Below are 17,489 nucleotides of genomic sequence, written 5' to 3'. Positions count from 1 at the left end.
AGAACACTAACAGCAGTTTACCAACGATATTTTCCTTTTATGCTTTATCTTATATGATTGATATTTAATTCTATCAATTCAGCATATAATTTTTTATCCTGATTTGCTTTTTTAATTAATTCATATTTATTTTCTTGATATTTTAATCTAGCTCAATCATTTTTACGTAAAAAATTCCGCATCATTTGTATGTTCGCTATTTTTAATACAAACATACAAATGATGCGGAATTGTGTCTAAAATATCATGAGATGATTTCCAACACCTTATGCCTTACATTTAAGATCAGTTAAACCAATTTTCATGCTTCAGATGCATAAAATCTGTAACCCAATTTGAAGTATATTTTTTTATTAACTTAAGTTTTGGGTTAATGACACACAACTGTTCATTAAATTTTTAAAATAGGAGCTTACTTTCTTTTATTTTCTAGAATTCCAAATAGGTAACGAAATACTACTATTCCCTGTAAAAGTTATTTTTAAAGGCGATTTAGCATCTTTAATATTTTCAATATTTACATCTTTCCCTGTTCCGTAATTTAACTGCGCGGTATTGTTTTTATTTACATTTAATACAACTACAATTCGACTTCCTTTTTTAAGTTTTTTACTGATTAATTTAGAATTATTAAAAGGAATTTTTGTGAATTCATTTGGTTTTAATAAACTTCTACGTTCTCTATCTTTAGCAAAACTTGCTCTACCAATATAGTAGCTTAAGTGGAAGTACTTATTTTCTGGAGTTAATTGATATACAACTACTGAATAATCAACATCTTTTTTATTGATTGTAAATTCAAGATTCCCTAAAAAAGAACCATTCATAATTACATCTTCTTTTAAAACATTAGATTTAAAAATTAAACCATCTTTTAAGTTGATGTTTTCTTTTTCTAAAGGCCAAGGATAGTAATCTGTATTATTCATACTGTTTCTGTCTTTAAAATCAACAGTCATATCAACTTTAGAATTGTTTGTTTTCGATTTTAATTTATAAAAATCGCCAATTTTCTTAGCACTTAAATGAAATTTCAATGTGTCATTTGTCATGGCGCTTAAACTCGGTTTATGCATCCAAGTGTCAGTATCCATAACCTGAAAATTCACTTTATCTTTTAAAATACTTGGCTTTTCTTTTCCGTTTAAAACGTAATCAAACCATTGAAAAATAAGATCTTCATCAATATTTATTAAAGCCGTTTTGTCTAACTTGTAATTTCTTAAATTTCCTTGTGGTTTTGTTTGCGCAGTCCAATGATCATAAGGCTACAACCAATAAATAATGATTTGGGTTTTTAGCATATTTATGGTGTTTATTGTAATAATACATTGCGCCTCTTTGTGAATCATCATAATACCCCGTAATTGTTAAAATTGGAATGTCAATTTTTGCAAATTCTTGTTTATACGGAATCATTTTCTTCCAAAAATTATCATAACTAGGATGTTGCATATAGGTATTCCATAATTTATTTACCTGTCCATCTAAACTATCTAACTTGTTAAATGCAACTCCGGTTTTGTACCAAGTATTTTTTAAGTTATTCCAACGATTAAAATCATTTGAAGCTTCAAAATCTAAAAATTTGTTATTGGTTACATAAAAATTCCAAGAATACGAATAATTATGTAGAATGTTATTTTCCATTGGGTAATCAATTCCTGGAGCAATCGCTACCATTGGAACAATTGTTTTTAATACAGGATGTACTTTGTGTTTCATGGAAGCCCATTGTGTAAACCCATTATAGCTACCACCAAACATGGCAACTTTTTTATTAGACCAGGTTTGTTTACTTATCCAATCAATTACTTCATACACGTCTGTTTGCTCATATTCCAGCGGTTTAACTTCACTTTTACTTAATCGCTTACCTCTTGTATTTGCAATTACGCCAACATATCCTTTAGAAGCTGTTAACATTGCTGAAGCTACATTCGTTCCTGTATATATAGAAGAAACTAATATTGCAGATTTTTTAGTTGTAGAATTTCCTTTTCGTTTTACAATTACAATTGAAACTTCTGCGCCATCTTTCATCGGAATTACAATACTATCATTTACAGCATATCTACGTTTATGATCTTCTTTTATTTCTTTAAAATAAATTGCTCTTGTTGATGAAAATACAATGTTTAAAAAGTATTTTTTTACCAAATCTTTAGCTGTTAATTGAGATATTTTTTCTGATTTAATAGCATTATATGTATTTTTAAAATTACTTACATAATAATCTGTAGGATCTCTAATAATTAATGCTTTATCTAAATTAATAACCTCTATGTCATCAGAATTATCTAGGTATTTTCTATAAGAATTTTTAAAAGCCTCTTTAAAGTTTAAAGAAGTTTTTGCTTTTAGATAATGCATATATATATCTAAATACTGTCTTTGATCTTTAGGTGTTTCTTGAATTTTTTTTTGAAAAATTACTAATGCATCGGTATAATTACCTTTAATTAACTGAAACTTAAATAAGTCTAATTCAGATAAATTTTGAATTTCAATTATACTAGCGAACTGCTTCATTTGATTAGCAAGTACTACTGAATTTGATAGTTTAACCTTTTTAAAGGGTATTTCTTGTGCGAAAAAAGTAATATTAATTGCGATAAGAAATAATAACAAAAGTGATTTTTTCATTGTTTTTTGTTTAAGAATTTATTTCAATTTTTATTACTTTTTATTGAGGTTTGAGTATTTGATTAACTCTTCAGTGTACAAAAAGTCATCTTGACTTTGAGTCATTTTAATAAAGTTTTTAACTTTTGGAGCATACAACCAAACTTCATCAGTTCTTGCATCATAACCTCGAGAGTTTGTAGTTCTTCCTTTGTATTGAATTGTATAAGCCATAAATGTTCCTGCTCCTACTTTTTCCTCTTTATAAGATAAAACTTCTGCATCTTGACTTTGTTTTCCTGTTGTTCCGTCTTGACTTGTCCAGTTTTTTTCATACTTCCATTTTTTTCCAACTTCTAAAGGCCATTTATATCTAGGTGTTTCACTTAGTTCTGGTTTTACTAAATCAGAAACAGAAACAGTGTCTTTTCCTATTAAGATTGATAAATCATCATCAATACTAACTATACTTCTAGCATCTTCTCCATCAGAACGTACTTCACCTTTGTCTGTAACACCTTTATATTTCCAAACCCAGCTTTCGCCAATTGTGTAATCCTTTAATTCAGGTTGATTAGTAACCTTTTCATACTGTTTAAAACAAGAACTTATCATTACTATTGTGATGATAAATAATAATTTTGAAGATTGAAATTTACTTTTATAATATTTCATAATATTTTGTTTTATTCATTTACGGTACAAAGAAATGAATTGTATAAAGAGATTAAAAGAGAAAGTACATGAACGCTAATAAACATAGATAGAAGTAGTAGGCTGCGAGGATTTTCGTAAATTGACTAAAATCAGCAATTAATTTTATACGGTATTATGCCTTGTTATTTTCCATTTAAATATTCAATTGCTTTCATTAATATAGGATCTTTACCCTCTAAGTAATCTTTCAACTTTTTTTAACTTCAATGTCTGGTTGAATCCCGTATCCTACAAATTCTTTTCCATTTGGATAGGTATCTTTCTTGGTACAAATTCTTGCAGAACCACTACCAGGTAATTCAAAATATAATGGTTGTCCTGTACTTCCAAATGTTGGTTCGCCAATTTTTTTAAAATGTTTTTGGTCATCTGCATAAATTAAAAAATCTTCTGCTGCAGATGCAGTATTATGTCCAATTAAAACAGCTGTTGGTATAATTATTCGCTTTTTATTTAATACAATGAAATCTGGTTCAATTGAAAATTTATAAGTAAAAGCACCTTTTGCTATTAAAAAGCTTTTTGCTAACTCATCTTTTGTCATATTCCATTCTGGTTTATCAGACAAAGTATCTTTTGCTGTGATAAATTTCCCCCAAGCTTTGTAAGTAGGAATATGTAATCTACTTTGAGATTTAGAACCATATACAACGGAATCTTTTATAAAATATTGCAGAATTTTCAAACCAATGCCTTCACTTCCTCCTCCATTATTTCGAAGATCAACTATAAGTTTTTTAGCTTTGTATAGTTCAGGAATTTTTTTAATAAACAAGTTATTTATTTCCGAATCTTCGAAAGAGTTTAGAGCAATGTATGCAATATTTTTATCTATCCATCTGAACTCAAATAATTGCCTGTTTTCAAACTTTGGATAAACTTCTTGTTCAGTAGTTACACTATGTGTTAATTTCAATTCTTTAATTTTTCCATTAGGCAATTTAAAAGTTACATCAAAACTAGTTCCTATAGGAGCTTCGAACATTTTCCAAATAGCTCTATCCATAAGCACATAATTTGTTGAGGAAGATGTGAATGGAAGAACTTCTTTTTCTAAGTAGTTCTTTGTGTCCATTCCATTTACTTTTATAATTTCTGAGCCAATAGGAATTTCGTCTTTTTTACTAAGATTAGTTCTTGTAACAATCGCTTTATTATCAACATTTGTTAAAAACAATCTGTAATTACCAAAATTTGTATTTTGTAGATTACTTTTAATATCTTCTGGAATAAAGATGTTGGTGTGTCCGTCTTTTAGTGAAGCGCAAAACTTTTGAAGTAAACGATAATATTCGTAATCATTTTTTGTTTCTTGAACTTCAGCGATTAAACTTTTGTATTTATTTTTCCATTTTTCTTCATCAACTTTATACAAGTAAACAAAATTGTAATTGACTTCTTGCCAAAACTTAGATAGTCCATATACTTTTTCTGATTTAGATAAAGTGTTTGGCATTTGAGAAAATGCATTTCCAGTAATCATTAAAAGTAAAAGAGTAAAAATATTTTTCATGATATCTGTTTTTTTATAAAGACATAATTCTTGCCCAAAAGAAGTAATGTTATTTACTATAAAAAATATAATAAGGGTTTTAACTTTTGGAGTATATAGCCAAACTTCATCGCTTCTTGCATAATAACCTCTAAATATGTTTTTTACTTTGATTATTTATTTCTGCTACAAAAAACCAATTAATATGAATAGCTTAAAAAAGAAAGTACAGCAACGTAGAAATACGCTTACAAACGTTAAAATATTTAGTTCTATTTTTAAACAAACAACTAATTAAGTTGCTTTATCATTTTTAAGGCGTTTTTATTATCCGGATCTAAATCAAATGACTTTTTATAATTCTTTAAAGCATTTACCTTGTCACCTATATTAAAATACACTTCTCCTAAACTATCAAAAGCATTAGATGATTTTGGATAATTCTTTGCATTTAATTTAAAGTACGTTAATGCTTTCTTAGGTTTATTAATTAAAAAGCTATACCCTAAAGAATTTATATCACTTTCTGGAGGTAAAAAACTTCCATTATAATTGTTTTTATAATAAAGTTCAATTTCATCAATAGAACTACTATTCATATTTTTCATTTTCAAACCTTTGTAAATAAATTGCATTCCATGATACAAACTCATTAGTGCAACTGTCCAATGGTTTTCTTCTTTAAAATATTCTAGAGCAATATTTGATGGTGAAAAACCCTTGTTTTTTAAAGTTGTATTAAAGTTTTCGTGACTGTTTATGTTGGCAGTAAATACATGCGGAATTCTATCAAAGTTTTCAAATTTATCTGCAGTAGATAAATAAAACCTTTTGTTTTTTATTTGATTTAAATCAGTTTTCTCTAATTGTTTCACTACTTGTTGATTGTCCCACCAAAAACTTGGATCCATTGAAACAAAACCATTAAATGTTGTTTCTTTTGATAAAAAAGCAGATCCTACTAACAAACCGCCATGAGAAATACCAACTAAGGTTTTAAATCCGTTAGTTCTATATTTTTTTTCAACTTTAGGTAATAATTCTTGTTCAATAAATTGTAAAAAAAATGCGCTTCCTCCTGTCGTTTTATGGTTTTCTACAGCACTAGATCCATTTAAATTGGTTAAATATTTTGTTGGTGTATAATCTCTGTTTCTATCTACGTTTGTAATGGCAACAATAATCATTTCAGGAATTTGACGTCCTTGTGTCATATGGTTTAGTATTCCCGAATGAGAGTGATAGCTCATTTCACCATCTAATAAAACTAAAATAGGATACTTTGTTTCACCTGTTTTATAAGAACTAGGTAATTCAAGAATATAAGTACGTTCTTCATTTAAAACTTTAGACTTAATTTTATAAGTTTTTCCTATTGAATAAGAAGTTGCATTTTGTGAAACTACTGTGTATTGCAAGAACATCAAAAACACAATAAGCATTTTTGTTACATAATTTTTTTTAGTCATCTTTTTGAATTTAAAGGCTATTCCAATTTTTAAACTTTATAGACTGTCTACTTGAAGCTTCTAGAGTTTCGCCTGTTATTAATTTAATTTGAAGTTTGTTATTAAAATATGGGTGAATTTCTTTAATAAAGTGAGTATTTATAATTTGACTTCTGTTTATTCTAAAAAAAACAGTGGCATCTAATTTTTCTTCTAATAATTTTAAAGACCGTTTTATCATTGCTTTTTGATCACCAAAATACAAACGAACATAGTTGCCTATAGATTCTATAAAATAGATTTCTGATAAAGGAATAAAAAAGCATTTTTCGCCATCTTTAATAAATATTTTACGATTCATTGGTAAAACACCTGTCTTTAACTCTTCTTTTTTTGATAATTCTTCTTTTACTTTTTCTATAGTTTTAGAAAAACGTTCCTCTCTTAAAGGTTTTACTAAGTAATCTAAAGCATTTAACTCAAAAGCTTTTACAGCATATTGATCGTAAGCTGTTGTAAACACCACTTCGGGTACAGTTGTAAGTTCATCTAACAAATCAAATCCAGATTTTTCTGGCATATGAATGTCTAAAAAAAGAATATCTGGCTGTTCCTGCTCTATAATAATTAAAGCTGCATCTACATTATTTGCCTCTCCAACAATTTCAAATTCAGGATAACTTTTTAGCGCACGCTTAACTTCTTCTCTTGCCAAGCGTTCATCATCAATAATTATAGTTTTAAATATTTTCATCTGAAATAATTGGTATGGTTATTTTAGCTTCAACTTCATTTGTATTCAGTGCTACTAAACTAAAAATTGCTTTGTTTTTATATTGAATTTCTAGTCGTTTTTGCAAATTTTTTAGCCCTAATCCAGTACTTTTTTTATTATTTATTTTTCCTGGGTTTACAACAATAATTTCAACAAAATTTTGTTGCTTTTGTATCGTAAGATTAATAATCCCTCCTTTAACAATTAAATCGATTCCGTGTTTAATGGCATTCTCTATTAGTAGTTGAATACTCAACGTAGGAATTTTAAATGTATTCAATGTTTTATCAATTGTTATTTCTAATTGCAAACGCTCTTCAAAACGCATTTTTTCTAACTCGATGTAATCTTTTACTAAAGATAGTTCTTCTTTAATTGAAATTAAGTCTTTGTCTTTTTCATACAATGATGAACGTAATAAATCAGACAATAAATCAATCGATCTCCTTGCTGTATCAGGGTTTTCAATTACTAAAGATTTAATAGAGTTTAAGGAGTTAAATAAAAAGTGTGGATTTAATTGTGCTGATAAATTGTCTAATTGCGCTTGTTTTACGACGATAGACAATTGTGCGTTTTCTTTTGCTGTAACTACTTCTTTTTGATAATAATGGTATAGGTGATATGCCAATATCCAAATAGACATTAATCGTAAACCTGTAATGAATATTGGATCCCAATAAACTAATGATGTTAAAAAATCAACTTCATTTTTAATTAAATACGTCCAGAATACATACCACTTAAAGTTGTTTATTAACACGTAAATTATGGCTAATAAAAGTATTGAAGGTATTACCCTTATTAAGAGTTTTTTTATTGATAACTCCTTCCACTTCTCTTTTAAGGAAATTTTTCTATAAAAATGAGTTATAAATATTCCTATTGAGGCATCTAAAACATAATTTAAAAAAGTATACAAAACACCATAATCATCTCTAGTATACACAGTATATGCCCAATATGTAGAAACCAAACTCCAACCAATGAGCTGACATTTCCAATATAGAGTTATATTCTGTTTCTTATTAAATGTAGTTGTTTTAGCTTTCATAATTTTAACAAAGCAACAAAATACTTTTTAAATCAAAAAACAAAAATACAGGAACGTAAGATATGAGGTTTAAATGTTATTTATAAAAATTATTAAATAGTTATAACCATTTCCATTCAACACACATTATACTTCCCTCCTACGTCGTCTCATAAAAAGTATTACATTAAAAGAAACTTTTATAATATTTTTTTTTTAAAAGAAACTGTAATAACAACTTTCGCTTTTAGCCAAAGCTCAAGTTACATAACGCAAAGCATTATAGTACAAATATCTTATTTTAGAATTATAGAGGTCAGTATTTAAATACGTAACTTTAAATCAACAAAATGATAGTTTTATGGATATTTTTAAGGGTCGAAATCTTCTAGAATTCTCTGATCGGTTCAAAACCGATGAAGATTGCAAGGAATACTTAGCTTCAGTGAAGTCAAAATTCAGTTATTCATGTTTGAAGTGTAATCATACTGCTAGCCAAGTTCGAAGGGATTTTTCTAGACAATGTAATATATGTGGTCATATTGAATCGACTACCGCCAATACGCTCTTCCATAAGGTAAAGTTTGGAGTGAGAAAAGCATTTTTTATTGTTTTCATTTTTGTTGATTTTTATTCTAAAGGCTCTACTTTTTCAAACAAGTCAGTTATTAAATACTGAAGTGAGTTTGGCGTAACTTCTCTAAAATAACCTAATAAGTCTTGAGAAGTTGCATATCTATCTGTTTGCAATTTTAGCTTACCATCTTGAGTATTCCAATCATTAATAAAGCGTTTTATAGCAAGGTTCACATTTGCTTCACCAATCTGTTTCTGAAATTCATACATATTAATTACTCCTTTTGAATAATAGATATATTTTTGATTTTCAACTAAAGCTAAAGATGGTTCTTTTCCACTCTCTCTATTTTTACCTTCTAAATATCTATCTTTTTGAGTATCTAAAAACTGTTGCACTTTTTCATCAGAATAATGCTGTTTTAAAACCATTATTGCAGCATATTGCGATAAGGTTTCTAAGATTAAATGTTGCCCTTGAACATTCGCGGCTTCTACTTGCATTAAAAACCATTGATGTGCCAATTCGTGTGCAGTAACATAAAATGCCATATCTACATCTTTTTCATCATCAATAGCTAACACAAACCCAATAGCTTCAGAAAAAGGAACCGTTCCAGGGAATGATTGCGCAAATTCTACATAACGCGGAAACTCTAGAATGCGCATTTGTTTAAATTGATAAGGACTAAAATTTGTACTGTAATAATCAAACGAAGCCTTCATCGATTTCATCATTCTGTCTAGATTATAATCATGTTCCTTATGATAATAAATCTCTAAATCTACAGGTGTTTTATCTGTTCCTGATGTTTGAAACCAAGTATCCTTTTTAACTTCATATTCTGCTGATACTATAGAATAAAAGTTATTCATTTGGGTATCCATTTTATAATGAAAATAATTACGGTTGTTTTTTTTCCAACTTTTTAATAGATTCCCAGGAGCAACAGCAGTCTGATTCTTATTTGTACCAATGACCATTTCGAACTGAATACCTGCAGAATCGCCTCCATCTCTAGTGTAAAACAACTCTTTAGAATCTTCTATTTTAGCCTTAGGTTGTCTAATTGATAAATCAAAATTTGCTCGTTCATCATCATCTCTAAGTTCGTATCGTCTATTATATCCTAAGGATGGAAATGCTTTTTCGTTAAAAAAGGTACCATTATAAACAATACTAGAATTAGATCCTCCTTCTTTAAAGCCCTTCGTTGTAAAGGCTTGTTTAAAACTCATTTTTATAGAATCTCCAGCTTGTAAAGGTTTTTTTAATGTGTATTTATGATAATCAAATTTTTCATATTGATTATCAACCGTTGCTCCACCTTCAAAAGTAACAGCCTCAAGCGTTATATTCTCTTCTAACCTTTTTTGAACATGAATTTCTTTTATAGGAGTATCAAACGTGTTTTTAAGTATATAAAAACCTTCAGCAGTATAATCTCTAGTTGATGGATATAACTCTACTTTTAAATTAACAGCTGTTATTTTTGGCTGTGGTACATATTCAAACTTTTTTAATGTTTTCTCATAGTCAACTTTAAATATAGCCTTTTCAGTGTTTGTCCAGTATTTATTTAAAATATTCGTGTTGTAAAATATAAAACTTCCAATAGTTAAAAATGCAATTAAAACGATACTCGCTAATTTAAAAAGTGGTTTACTTAGTCTTTGTTTACTAGTTTTTATTCGTTTTATTAAATTAGTTTCTGTACCTCTTACAATTACTAAAGAGCCAATGATTAATAATAATATTGCAAAAAGAAACCAATATGATTTCACAAATAAATAGGGTTTTAATAAATGACCATAACCATTCATGTCTGAATACGTTCCTAAAGAGCTACCTCCAAAGAAATATAAATCGTGGTTATATCCCAATAAACCCATTGCTATATTGGCAATAAAGTATACAATAACCAGCATAATACCTACAAACTTATTATTTACAACCGATTGTATAAAAAAGGCAATACAAGTATACAAAGCTAAAAATGGTAAAATTTCAAGAAAGAACCCAGAAAAATATACCTGGAACTCGTATTTATAATAACCGCTAAATGTTTGAAATATAATTCCTGATATTATTAATGCAAACATCAACACTGTGTAAATTAAGTTCAATCCAATATACTTACCTAATAATTTTATAAAACTAGACATTGGTGTTGCGTCATAAATTAAATCTAGTTTTGCGCCACGTTCTTTCCAAACCAATTCTCCTGAATAAAAAACTAAAATGGCAATAAAGAAAAACATAGAGGTTTCTTTTAGTTCTTCAACAATAAAATACGTTGCAGGATAACTATCTACATCATATACGGTTCCTAGGTTTACAGAATTAATTAAGATGATAATCATGCCACAAATTACAATTCCCCAAAAGGATGATTGCTTGCAAATACTTACAAAATAAAACCAAGAAAACTGTTTTAATTGATTCCATTTTGATAGTAAACCATACTCTTTTTTAGCTTCAGGAATTACAACATCAATCACTTTATTAGTCTTTTTAATAACCAATTTTTGATTTTTCTTAGCTTTTTTTTCTTTAACAATATTAAAATTGAATTTTTTATAACCATAAATAAGTGCTAAAATTCCTAAAATACCCCAAAAGAGTTTATTATACATAACAATTCCAAAGAAAGGAATGGCTTGTGTGCTTTTTTCTATAATAGACCAAGTTGCTGTAGCTAAACTAGTTGTTGTTAGCGAAAATGGATCTAAAATGGCTTGCCAAAAATCATTAGTAATTGCTTTGGTTAGCATAAAAACAACAAATACAAAAATACCCTGAGTGTACACAACTACTAGGTTTCTAGTTAAAGCACCAGTAACAAAAAATAAAGCTGCTCCAAAAAATAAGGTTGGTAAGGTGATCATTAAAAAAGTTTTTACATATACAAATGCATTAAAAGCTAATAAATCATCAGGATTGTGCCAAGGCATAAATTCGCCCACCATCATACCAAATAAAATCCCTGAAAAAGCAAATAATAATACCGTAAAAGCTCCTAAAAACCGACCTAATAAATAATCTTTTTTACTGATTGGGGTAGAAAACATCAAAGATTCTATATTGTATTCAAAATCTCTTAAAACTGAAACTCCCATAATCATAGAAGCTAAAATCATAAATAAACCAGTAATTGCTCCCATTGTTTTTGCTATTACAAATGGTGAATTTTTTTTAATAATTCCAAAATCGAAATCTTGAAAAATAAAATCTACGCCTACAATAGAAAATAGAAAAAGAAATAGAAAAAACACATACGTGTCTGGTCGTTTTATTCGATATTGTATTTCGAATTTAAAAATTTCGTACCACATAATTAATTAGATTTAGCGTTTGTATTATTAAAAATTTCAGAGAAATACACATCTTCTAATTCTGCACTAATTAGCGTAAACCCGGCACCAGGATTCACATCACTTAAAATATGAATGGTTGGTTTACCTAAAAATAATTTTTCGCTAATTACTTGGTAATTTTGTTTGTAGTTATTTAACTCTTGCTTGTTAATTGTTTTTTTATAAACTTTACCTTTCATATCCTCAAGTATTTTCTTCGGATTTCCTTTTAAACAAACTTCTCCTTTATTAATAATTGCCATATTTGTACAAAGCTCTTTAACATCATCTACAATATGTGTAGATAAAATAACTACAGTTTTTTCTCCTAACTCACTTAACACGTTGTAAAAACGGTTGCGCTCTAAAGGGTCTAACCCAGCAGTTGGTTCATCTACAATTAATAATTTAGGATTACTAAGCAAAGCTTGAGCAATACCAAAACGTTGTTTCATTCCGCCAGAAAAACCTTTTAAATTTTGCTTTCTTACCTCATATAAATTGGTTTTATGTAAAAGTGCATTTACTAAATCGTTTCGCTCTCCTTTATGAGTAATACCTTTTAATACTGCAAAATGATTTAATAAAAACTCTGCAGATATTTTTGGATACAATCCAAACTGTTGTGGTAAATACCCTAACACTTGTCTTAATTCGTTTTTTTGCTTTAACACATCAATATCGCCAAGAGTAATAGATCCGGAATCTGCTTCTTGTAAAGTTGCAATAGTTCTCATTAAAGTAGATTTTCCAGCACCATTTGGCCCTAATAAGCCAAACATTCCAGTAGGGATTTCTAAAGAAATATTTTGAAGTGCTTTTACACCATTAGCATAGGTTTTTGATAAATTGTCAATAATGAGTTCCATATTATTTGTTTTTCTTGTGCTGAATTTGATTTCAGTATGATTAATTTAAAGCAAACTTATAAGGTAATCTTCTTATGAAAAAGAAATAGGGATGTACAGCAATGTAAACGCTTCACAAATATTATTAAGTGATATTAACGCACTTTATCCCTCTTCAAAAAGGTTTTGTCCCTAACAGAACATTGTTTATCAACTAATTTGCAAGAAGGAATTTATTTAATTAATATTGACCTATGAAGTTAAAAATATCTGACAAAAAGAAGAAAATAATAAAGCGTATTTATAAAATAGTGCTTATTTTTATTGGTGTAATCATCGTTTTTTTTAATGATGTTTTTGGTAAATTAGAAGGGTTTACAGAATTTCTTGCATTTTATTTTATTGTTATATTTATCACAATCTTATACTGGTTATTCAAACAAATAAGGTCGATCATCAGATTAAAGAATGAAAAAGCGAAAACAGAATTACTGCATTTAAAAAGTCAGGTAAATCCGCATTTTTTTTTTAATACTTTAAACAATTTATATGGATTGATGGAGAAAGATTCTAAAGAACGGCAGATGGTTTTAAAACTTTCTGATATGATGCGTTATAGTATTTATGAAGGTCAAAAAGATTGGGTAAGTTTAAAAGATGAATTGAATTATTTGCAAAACTATATTGAGTTGCAAGAAATTCGTTATCATAAAAAATCGGATGTTCAATTTAGCCATCAAATTAACAATCCGCAAGCCAAAATTATGCCTTTACTTTTTATAATTCTTTTAGAAAATGCTTATAAACACGGTTTAGAGAATTTAGCAGAAAACGCTTATATTCACATGAACTTAACTGAAAGTAAACACGAAGTTAATTTTGAAATTGAAAATAATTTTGAAACAGTACAAAACTCCAATCATGAAGGTATTGGTTTGGTAAATTTAAAAAGAAGATTGGCATTGGTATATCCTAAAAAACATACACTTTCTTTTGATGTTGACACCAATATATATAAAGTTAAACTATCTATAAAGTTAAAATAATGCGATATTTAATTATTGATGATGAACATATAGCTCACAAAATTATAATGGAATATTGTGAAATGCTTCCTCATTTAAAGTTACAAAAAAACTGTTACAATGCTTTAGAGGCTCTTGAATATTTGAATATGCACACGGTAGATTTAATTTTTTTAGATTTAAACATGCCAAAACTTAAAGGCTTCGATTTTTTAAAAACCTTATCGTCTCCGCCAAAAGTAATAGTTACTACAGCTTATAGTGAGTTTGCTCTTGAAGGTTTTGAACTAAGTGTTTCTGATTATTTATTAAAACCGTTTAGTTTTGAACGTTTTTTAAAAGCTGTAAATAAAGTTAAAAGCACAACAAATGTTATACAAAAACCAACTTTAAAAGAAACAGATTTATCACCAAAACGTATCTTTTTGCGTCAGAATAAATCGTATTTACAAGTAGAAATTGATGTTATTTTAATTATTGAAGCTTCCGGAAATTACACAAAAGTAGTAACTAAAGAAGAAACTATTACCATACGAGAAAAAGTATCTGATATATTAGAATCATTACCAGGCAATGATTTTATACAGGTTCACAAATCTTTTGCCATAGCAACAAAGTATATTAAAAAAATTGAAGGCAATCGAGTTTATATTGATGAACATATAATTCCGATTGGTAAATTATATAAAGCCAATCTTAATAAAATATTAAAGTAGTCAGTTGTTCGTAAAAGTATTAAACCCAATTCCTAAAACATAAAATTCGAGTTCTCTTTTTGTTTAAATTTAATCAATCTCTTTTAACTCTTAATTTTAAAAAAAAATCATTCTTTCTTATTCTTTCTCTTTATTCAGCCAGAGTTTCTACTCCACATTCTATTGGCTCAGCATCAGAAATTTTTAATGTATCAATCTTTTTCGTGTTGAAAAATCATTGCAGCATTATGAAATTTTTTTATATTTTTTAGCATCGTTAGTGTCAAGTTCTTTTACTAGTTTTATTAATTCTTTTCCTCATTTGCTGCTTTCAAACCTTTCTTCATTCTTTCATCAAACTGTGAATTTGGGTATTTTTTAATTCCTAATTCAAAAAACTTTATGGCATTCTTATAGTCTTTATGTTTTAAATAAAATTGCGCTAATCTATGCTTCCAATATGCAGAATCATATCTTTTGGTTTTTAAAACATCCTTAAACTCTTCCATAAAAAAGCTATAATATTTAAAATCATCGTGATCTCTAGCTAACCATATCAGTGAATTCTTTGTGCTATCATTAATTTTTCCGTCACCACCAAAACGCTTTGCTCTTTCTTTATAAAAAGATTTTAAATATGGAATCCCGCCAGCTTTAATATAAGCTGGAATACTTTCAAAAACCAACGCATCATAATTGTGGTAGTAATATTGAAGTCCTTTATAAAGAGATAATTGAGGTAATGATTGATGAACTTCTTCGTTAAACAATTCGTATTTCCAACGTAAATTTTTGGGATTATATTTTTTAAGCCTTTCGTTAAACCTTTCAGTAGATTTCACATAATAAATATCTTTCTTAGAATTTGCTATGTATAGATAAACCTCTTTATCAGAATTAAACGCAGATATTGTTTCCTCAGAAGCCAATCCTCCATCCGAAACTATAACTCCAGAAAACAATCCTTTTTCTTTTAATATCATTTCACTGATATAATAAGCAGCTGCTTCCCAACCAAAAATTATACGCTCTTTGTTTGTTCTAAAACTAGAATCAATAAACTGAATTACATCCTCTTTCAAAAAAGAGGTATACTTGTCTCCATCTCCAAATAAAGGACGTCTTGTAGATTGACTGCTGTTAATACCAACAACTATCATTTCTGGAAGTGCTATTGGGCTTCTCAAAGATTTTTGAATAGCAACACCATTTGTAAAAAAACGTTGACCATCTAAAAGATACAAAACTGGATATTCTTGTCTTATTGAGTCTTTGTAGCTCTTTGGCAAATAAACCTGAATTTCATTAGTTTGGTTTAATACTTTAGATGCTATTGCAAACTTTTTACCTAAAGTAATATTTCCAATTTCTTTTACTTGCGCGTTTACTGAAACTAAAAAACTTAAAAAGAATAAGCTTATAAATGCTTGATTTTTCATTATTTTATGATATTAAATTTTATTTAAACCTTCTAAAGCTTGTTTATATTCAGGGTCAATTTTTAAAGCTTTTTTATATGCTTTTTTTGCTTTGTTTTTTTTATTCATTTTAGAATAAACATCACCCAAACCTCTATATAATAATTTAGAATCACCCAATTTTTTTAGTCCATAATTATAGACATATAGAGCGTCTTTTAAGTTTCTATGCTTTAAATAGAAACTGCCATATCTATGAAACCAATTAGCTCCAGAATTACTTTCAAGGTGTCCTTCGAAAGCATTTTCATAATAAACAAATCTTTCGTAATTATTTTCTACAACAGCATTGTATAAAATAAACATTTTAGTACTGTCATCAATTGTTGCCGATACTCCAAAGCGTTCTGCTCTTTTTTTATAGAATGATGTTAAGCCATCTAATCCTCCAAAATCTTCATACTCTTTTAGAGTTCTAAAAGTAACTGGATTGTAATTAAAAAAATAATCTATAATACCTTCATTAATTGCTCTAAATGGTGTTGTATGATGCTGCTCTCTATTAAAAATCGAATACCTCCAATTCAAATCATCATATTTATTTTTATCAAAAAATGAACGTAATTTTTCATTTTTATTCAGCCAACTTTCATCTGGTGCTGCCGTCATCAATAAAAATGGAGCTTCATGTTTTTTAAATTCTTTAAGATATCTTTCTAATGAATTTACTCTTGTTCCTCTTACATTAGTAGCACTTGCTATGATATAACCACTAAATAAATTTGGTTTTTTAGCAATAATTTCAACACCAATTCCGCCTGCCATTTCCCAGCCAAAAAATATTCGTTCTTTTTCTTTATTTGTTCTATAACTGCTATCTATAAACGGAATCAATTCATGCTCTAAAAAACTTATAAAGCTAGTTGCTCCTTTATGTTCATCAAATAAAATTCTTCTTTTAACAATATCTGTTTTTATACCTACCATTATAAATTCAGGAAATATCCCTCTCTTTATCAACATTTCTTGAAAAGAAACAACCGAATTAAAATAATCTTGACTATCTAAAACATATATAACTGGATAGTTCTTTTTTATTGAATCTTTGTATCTCTTTGGTAAATAAACTTGAATCTCTCTAGTTTGATTTAATACTTTAGATGTTACTGCAAATTTTTTCCCTAAAGTAATATCTCCTATTTCTTTTACTTGTGCATTAATTGATACTAAGAAAATTAAAAAAAATAAACTTAGAATTAAATGTTTTTTTTCATTTTAAATGATTTCTGTAAGTTTCAATATTACTAAATAATTGTATTTGCTTTTAAAAATTTAGACAAATAGGCATTAAACGTCTACAAGTACATAAAAAAAGGATTAGAATAGAATATTTTACATACTCTTCTAACCCTTTTTATTAATCAAGAATAAAACTGTAAATAGTTATTTGGAATAACTACTAATAAAATAATAAAGAAAA

13 protein-coding genes and 1 pseudogene are annotated in these 17,489 nt (G+C 27.9%); 3 read left to right on the top strand and 11 right to left on the bottom strand.

All coding sequences use genetic code 11. The features are described from left to right. Positions 1-422 precede the first annotated feature (422 nt). The 7 genes from PG912_RS06150 to PG912_RS06120 all read right to left on the bottom strand — a co-directional run bounded on the left by PG912_RS06150 (position 423) and on the right by PG912_RS06120 (position 8,111). Positions 423-1,109 (bottom strand): CocE/NonD family hydrolase C-terminal non-catalytic domain-containing protein, encoded by a 687-nt coding sequence (locus PG912_RS06150; protein ID WP_275688878.1) that lies wholly within the window; start codon positions 1,107-1,109, stop codon positions 423-425. 151 nt (positions 1,110-1,260) lie between these two features. Further along, positions 1,261-2,646, bottom strand: coding sequence for a CocE/NonD family hydrolase (locus PG912_RS06145; RefSeq protein WP_275688877.1), 1,386 nt, complete (start codon positions 2,644-2,646; stop codon positions 1,261-1,263). Positions 2,647-2,679: 33 nt separating this feature from the next. Beyond that, a complete protein-coding gene (locus tag PG912_RS06140; RefSeq protein ID WP_275688876.1) occupies positions 2,680-3,300 on the bottom strand; it encodes a hypothetical protein in 621 nt (206 codons plus the stop codon). A 229-nt stretch (positions 3,301-3,529) separates the two neighbouring features. Next, positions 3,530-4,855 carry a S41 family peptidase gene (locus PG912_RS06135; protein ID WP_275688875.1) on the bottom strand — a complete coding sequence of 442 codons (1,326 nt, stop codon included), beginning with the start codon at positions 4,853-4,855 and terminating at the stop codon, positions 3,530-3,532. Between the two features lie 269 nt (positions 4,856-5,124). Further along, positions 5,125-6,303 (bottom strand): alpha/beta hydrolase-fold protein, encoded by a 1,179-nt coding sequence (locus PG912_RS06130; protein ID WP_275688874.1) that lies wholly within the window; start codon positions 6,301-6,303, stop codon positions 5,125-5,127. Between the two features lie 10 nt (positions 6,304-6,313). Next, positions 6,314-7,036, bottom strand: a complete 723-nt coding sequence (locus PG912_RS06125; RefSeq protein ID WP_260585718.1) for a LytR/AlgR family response regulator transcription factor — start codon at positions 7,034-7,036, stop codon at positions 6,314-6,316. After that, a complete protein-coding gene (locus PG912_RS06120; protein ID WP_275688873.1) occupies positions 7,023-8,111 on the bottom strand; it encodes a sensor histidine kinase in 1,089 nt (362 codons plus the stop codon). The genes PG912_RS06125 and PG912_RS06120 overlap by 14 nt, the downstream gene beginning before the upstream one ends. A 340-nt stretch (positions 8,112-8,451) precedes the next feature. On the opposite strand from PG912_RS06120, the pseudogene PG912_RS06115 reads away from it, so the two are divergent. Beyond that, positions 8,452-8,706, top strand: a pseudogene (locus tag PG912_RS06115) (IS1595 family transposase); the annotation flags it as partial. Positions 8,707-8,720: 14 nt separating this feature from the next. On the opposite strand, the gene PG912_RS06110 reads toward PG912_RS06115, so the two are convergent. Both PG912_RS06110 and PG912_RS06105 read right to left on the bottom strand, forming a co-directional pair. Then, positions 8,721-12,002 (bottom strand): ABC transporter permease/M1 family aminopeptidase, encoded by a 3,282-nt coding sequence (locus PG912_RS06110; protein WP_275688872.1) that lies wholly within the window; start codon positions 12,000-12,002, stop codon positions 8,721-8,723. A gap of 2 nt (positions 12,003-12,004) precedes the next feature. Continuing rightward, positions 12,005-12,892: an ABC transporter ATP-binding protein gene (locus PG912_RS06105; RefSeq protein WP_275688871.1), complete on the bottom strand. Its 888-nt coding sequence runs from the start codon at positions 12,890-12,892 to the stop codon at positions 12,005-12,007. Between the two features lie 233 nt (positions 12,893-13,125). Between PG912_RS06105 and PG912_RS06100 the strand changes: the two genes are divergently transcribed. Both PG912_RS06100 and PG912_RS06095 read left to right on the top strand, forming a co-directional pair. Continuing rightward, positions 13,126-13,917 carry a sensor histidine kinase gene (locus PG912_RS06100; RefSeq protein WP_275688870.1) on the top strand — a complete coding sequence of 264 codons (792 nt, stop codon included), beginning with the start codon at positions 13,126-13,128 and terminating at the stop codon, positions 13,915-13,917. Further along, entirely contained in the window at positions 13,917-14,612 is a 696-nt protein-coding gene (locus tag PG912_RS06095) for a LytR/AlgR family response regulator transcription factor (protein WP_333780690.1), read from the top strand. Before PG912_RS06100 ends, PG912_RS06095 begins: the two co-directional genes overlap by 1 nt. Before the next feature lie 284 nt (positions 14,613-14,896). Here the strand turns inward: PG912_RS06095 and PG912_RS06090 are convergent, their stop codons facing one another. Further along, positions 14,897-16,030 carry an alpha/beta hydrolase-fold protein gene (locus tag PG912_RS06090; protein WP_275688869.1) on the bottom strand — a complete coding sequence of 378 codons (1,134 nt, stop codon included), beginning with the start codon at positions 16,028-16,030 and terminating at the stop codon, positions 14,897-14,899. A gap of 12 nt (positions 16,031-16,042) precedes the next feature. After that, entirely contained in the window at positions 16,043-17,200 is a 1,158-nt protein-coding gene (locus PG912_RS06085; RefSeq protein ID WP_275689021.1) for an alpha/beta hydrolase, read from the bottom strand. Positions 17,201-17,489: the final 289 nt, after the last annotated feature.

The sequence above is a fragment of the Tenacibaculum retecalamus genome, from assembly GCF_027941755.1.
GTDB classification, from domain to species: domain Bacteria; phylum Bacteroidota; class Bacteroidia; order Flavobacteriales; family Flavobacteriaceae; genus Polaribacter; species Polaribacter haliotis_B.
This window is presented reverse-complemented; position numbering and strand designations above follow the sequence as displayed.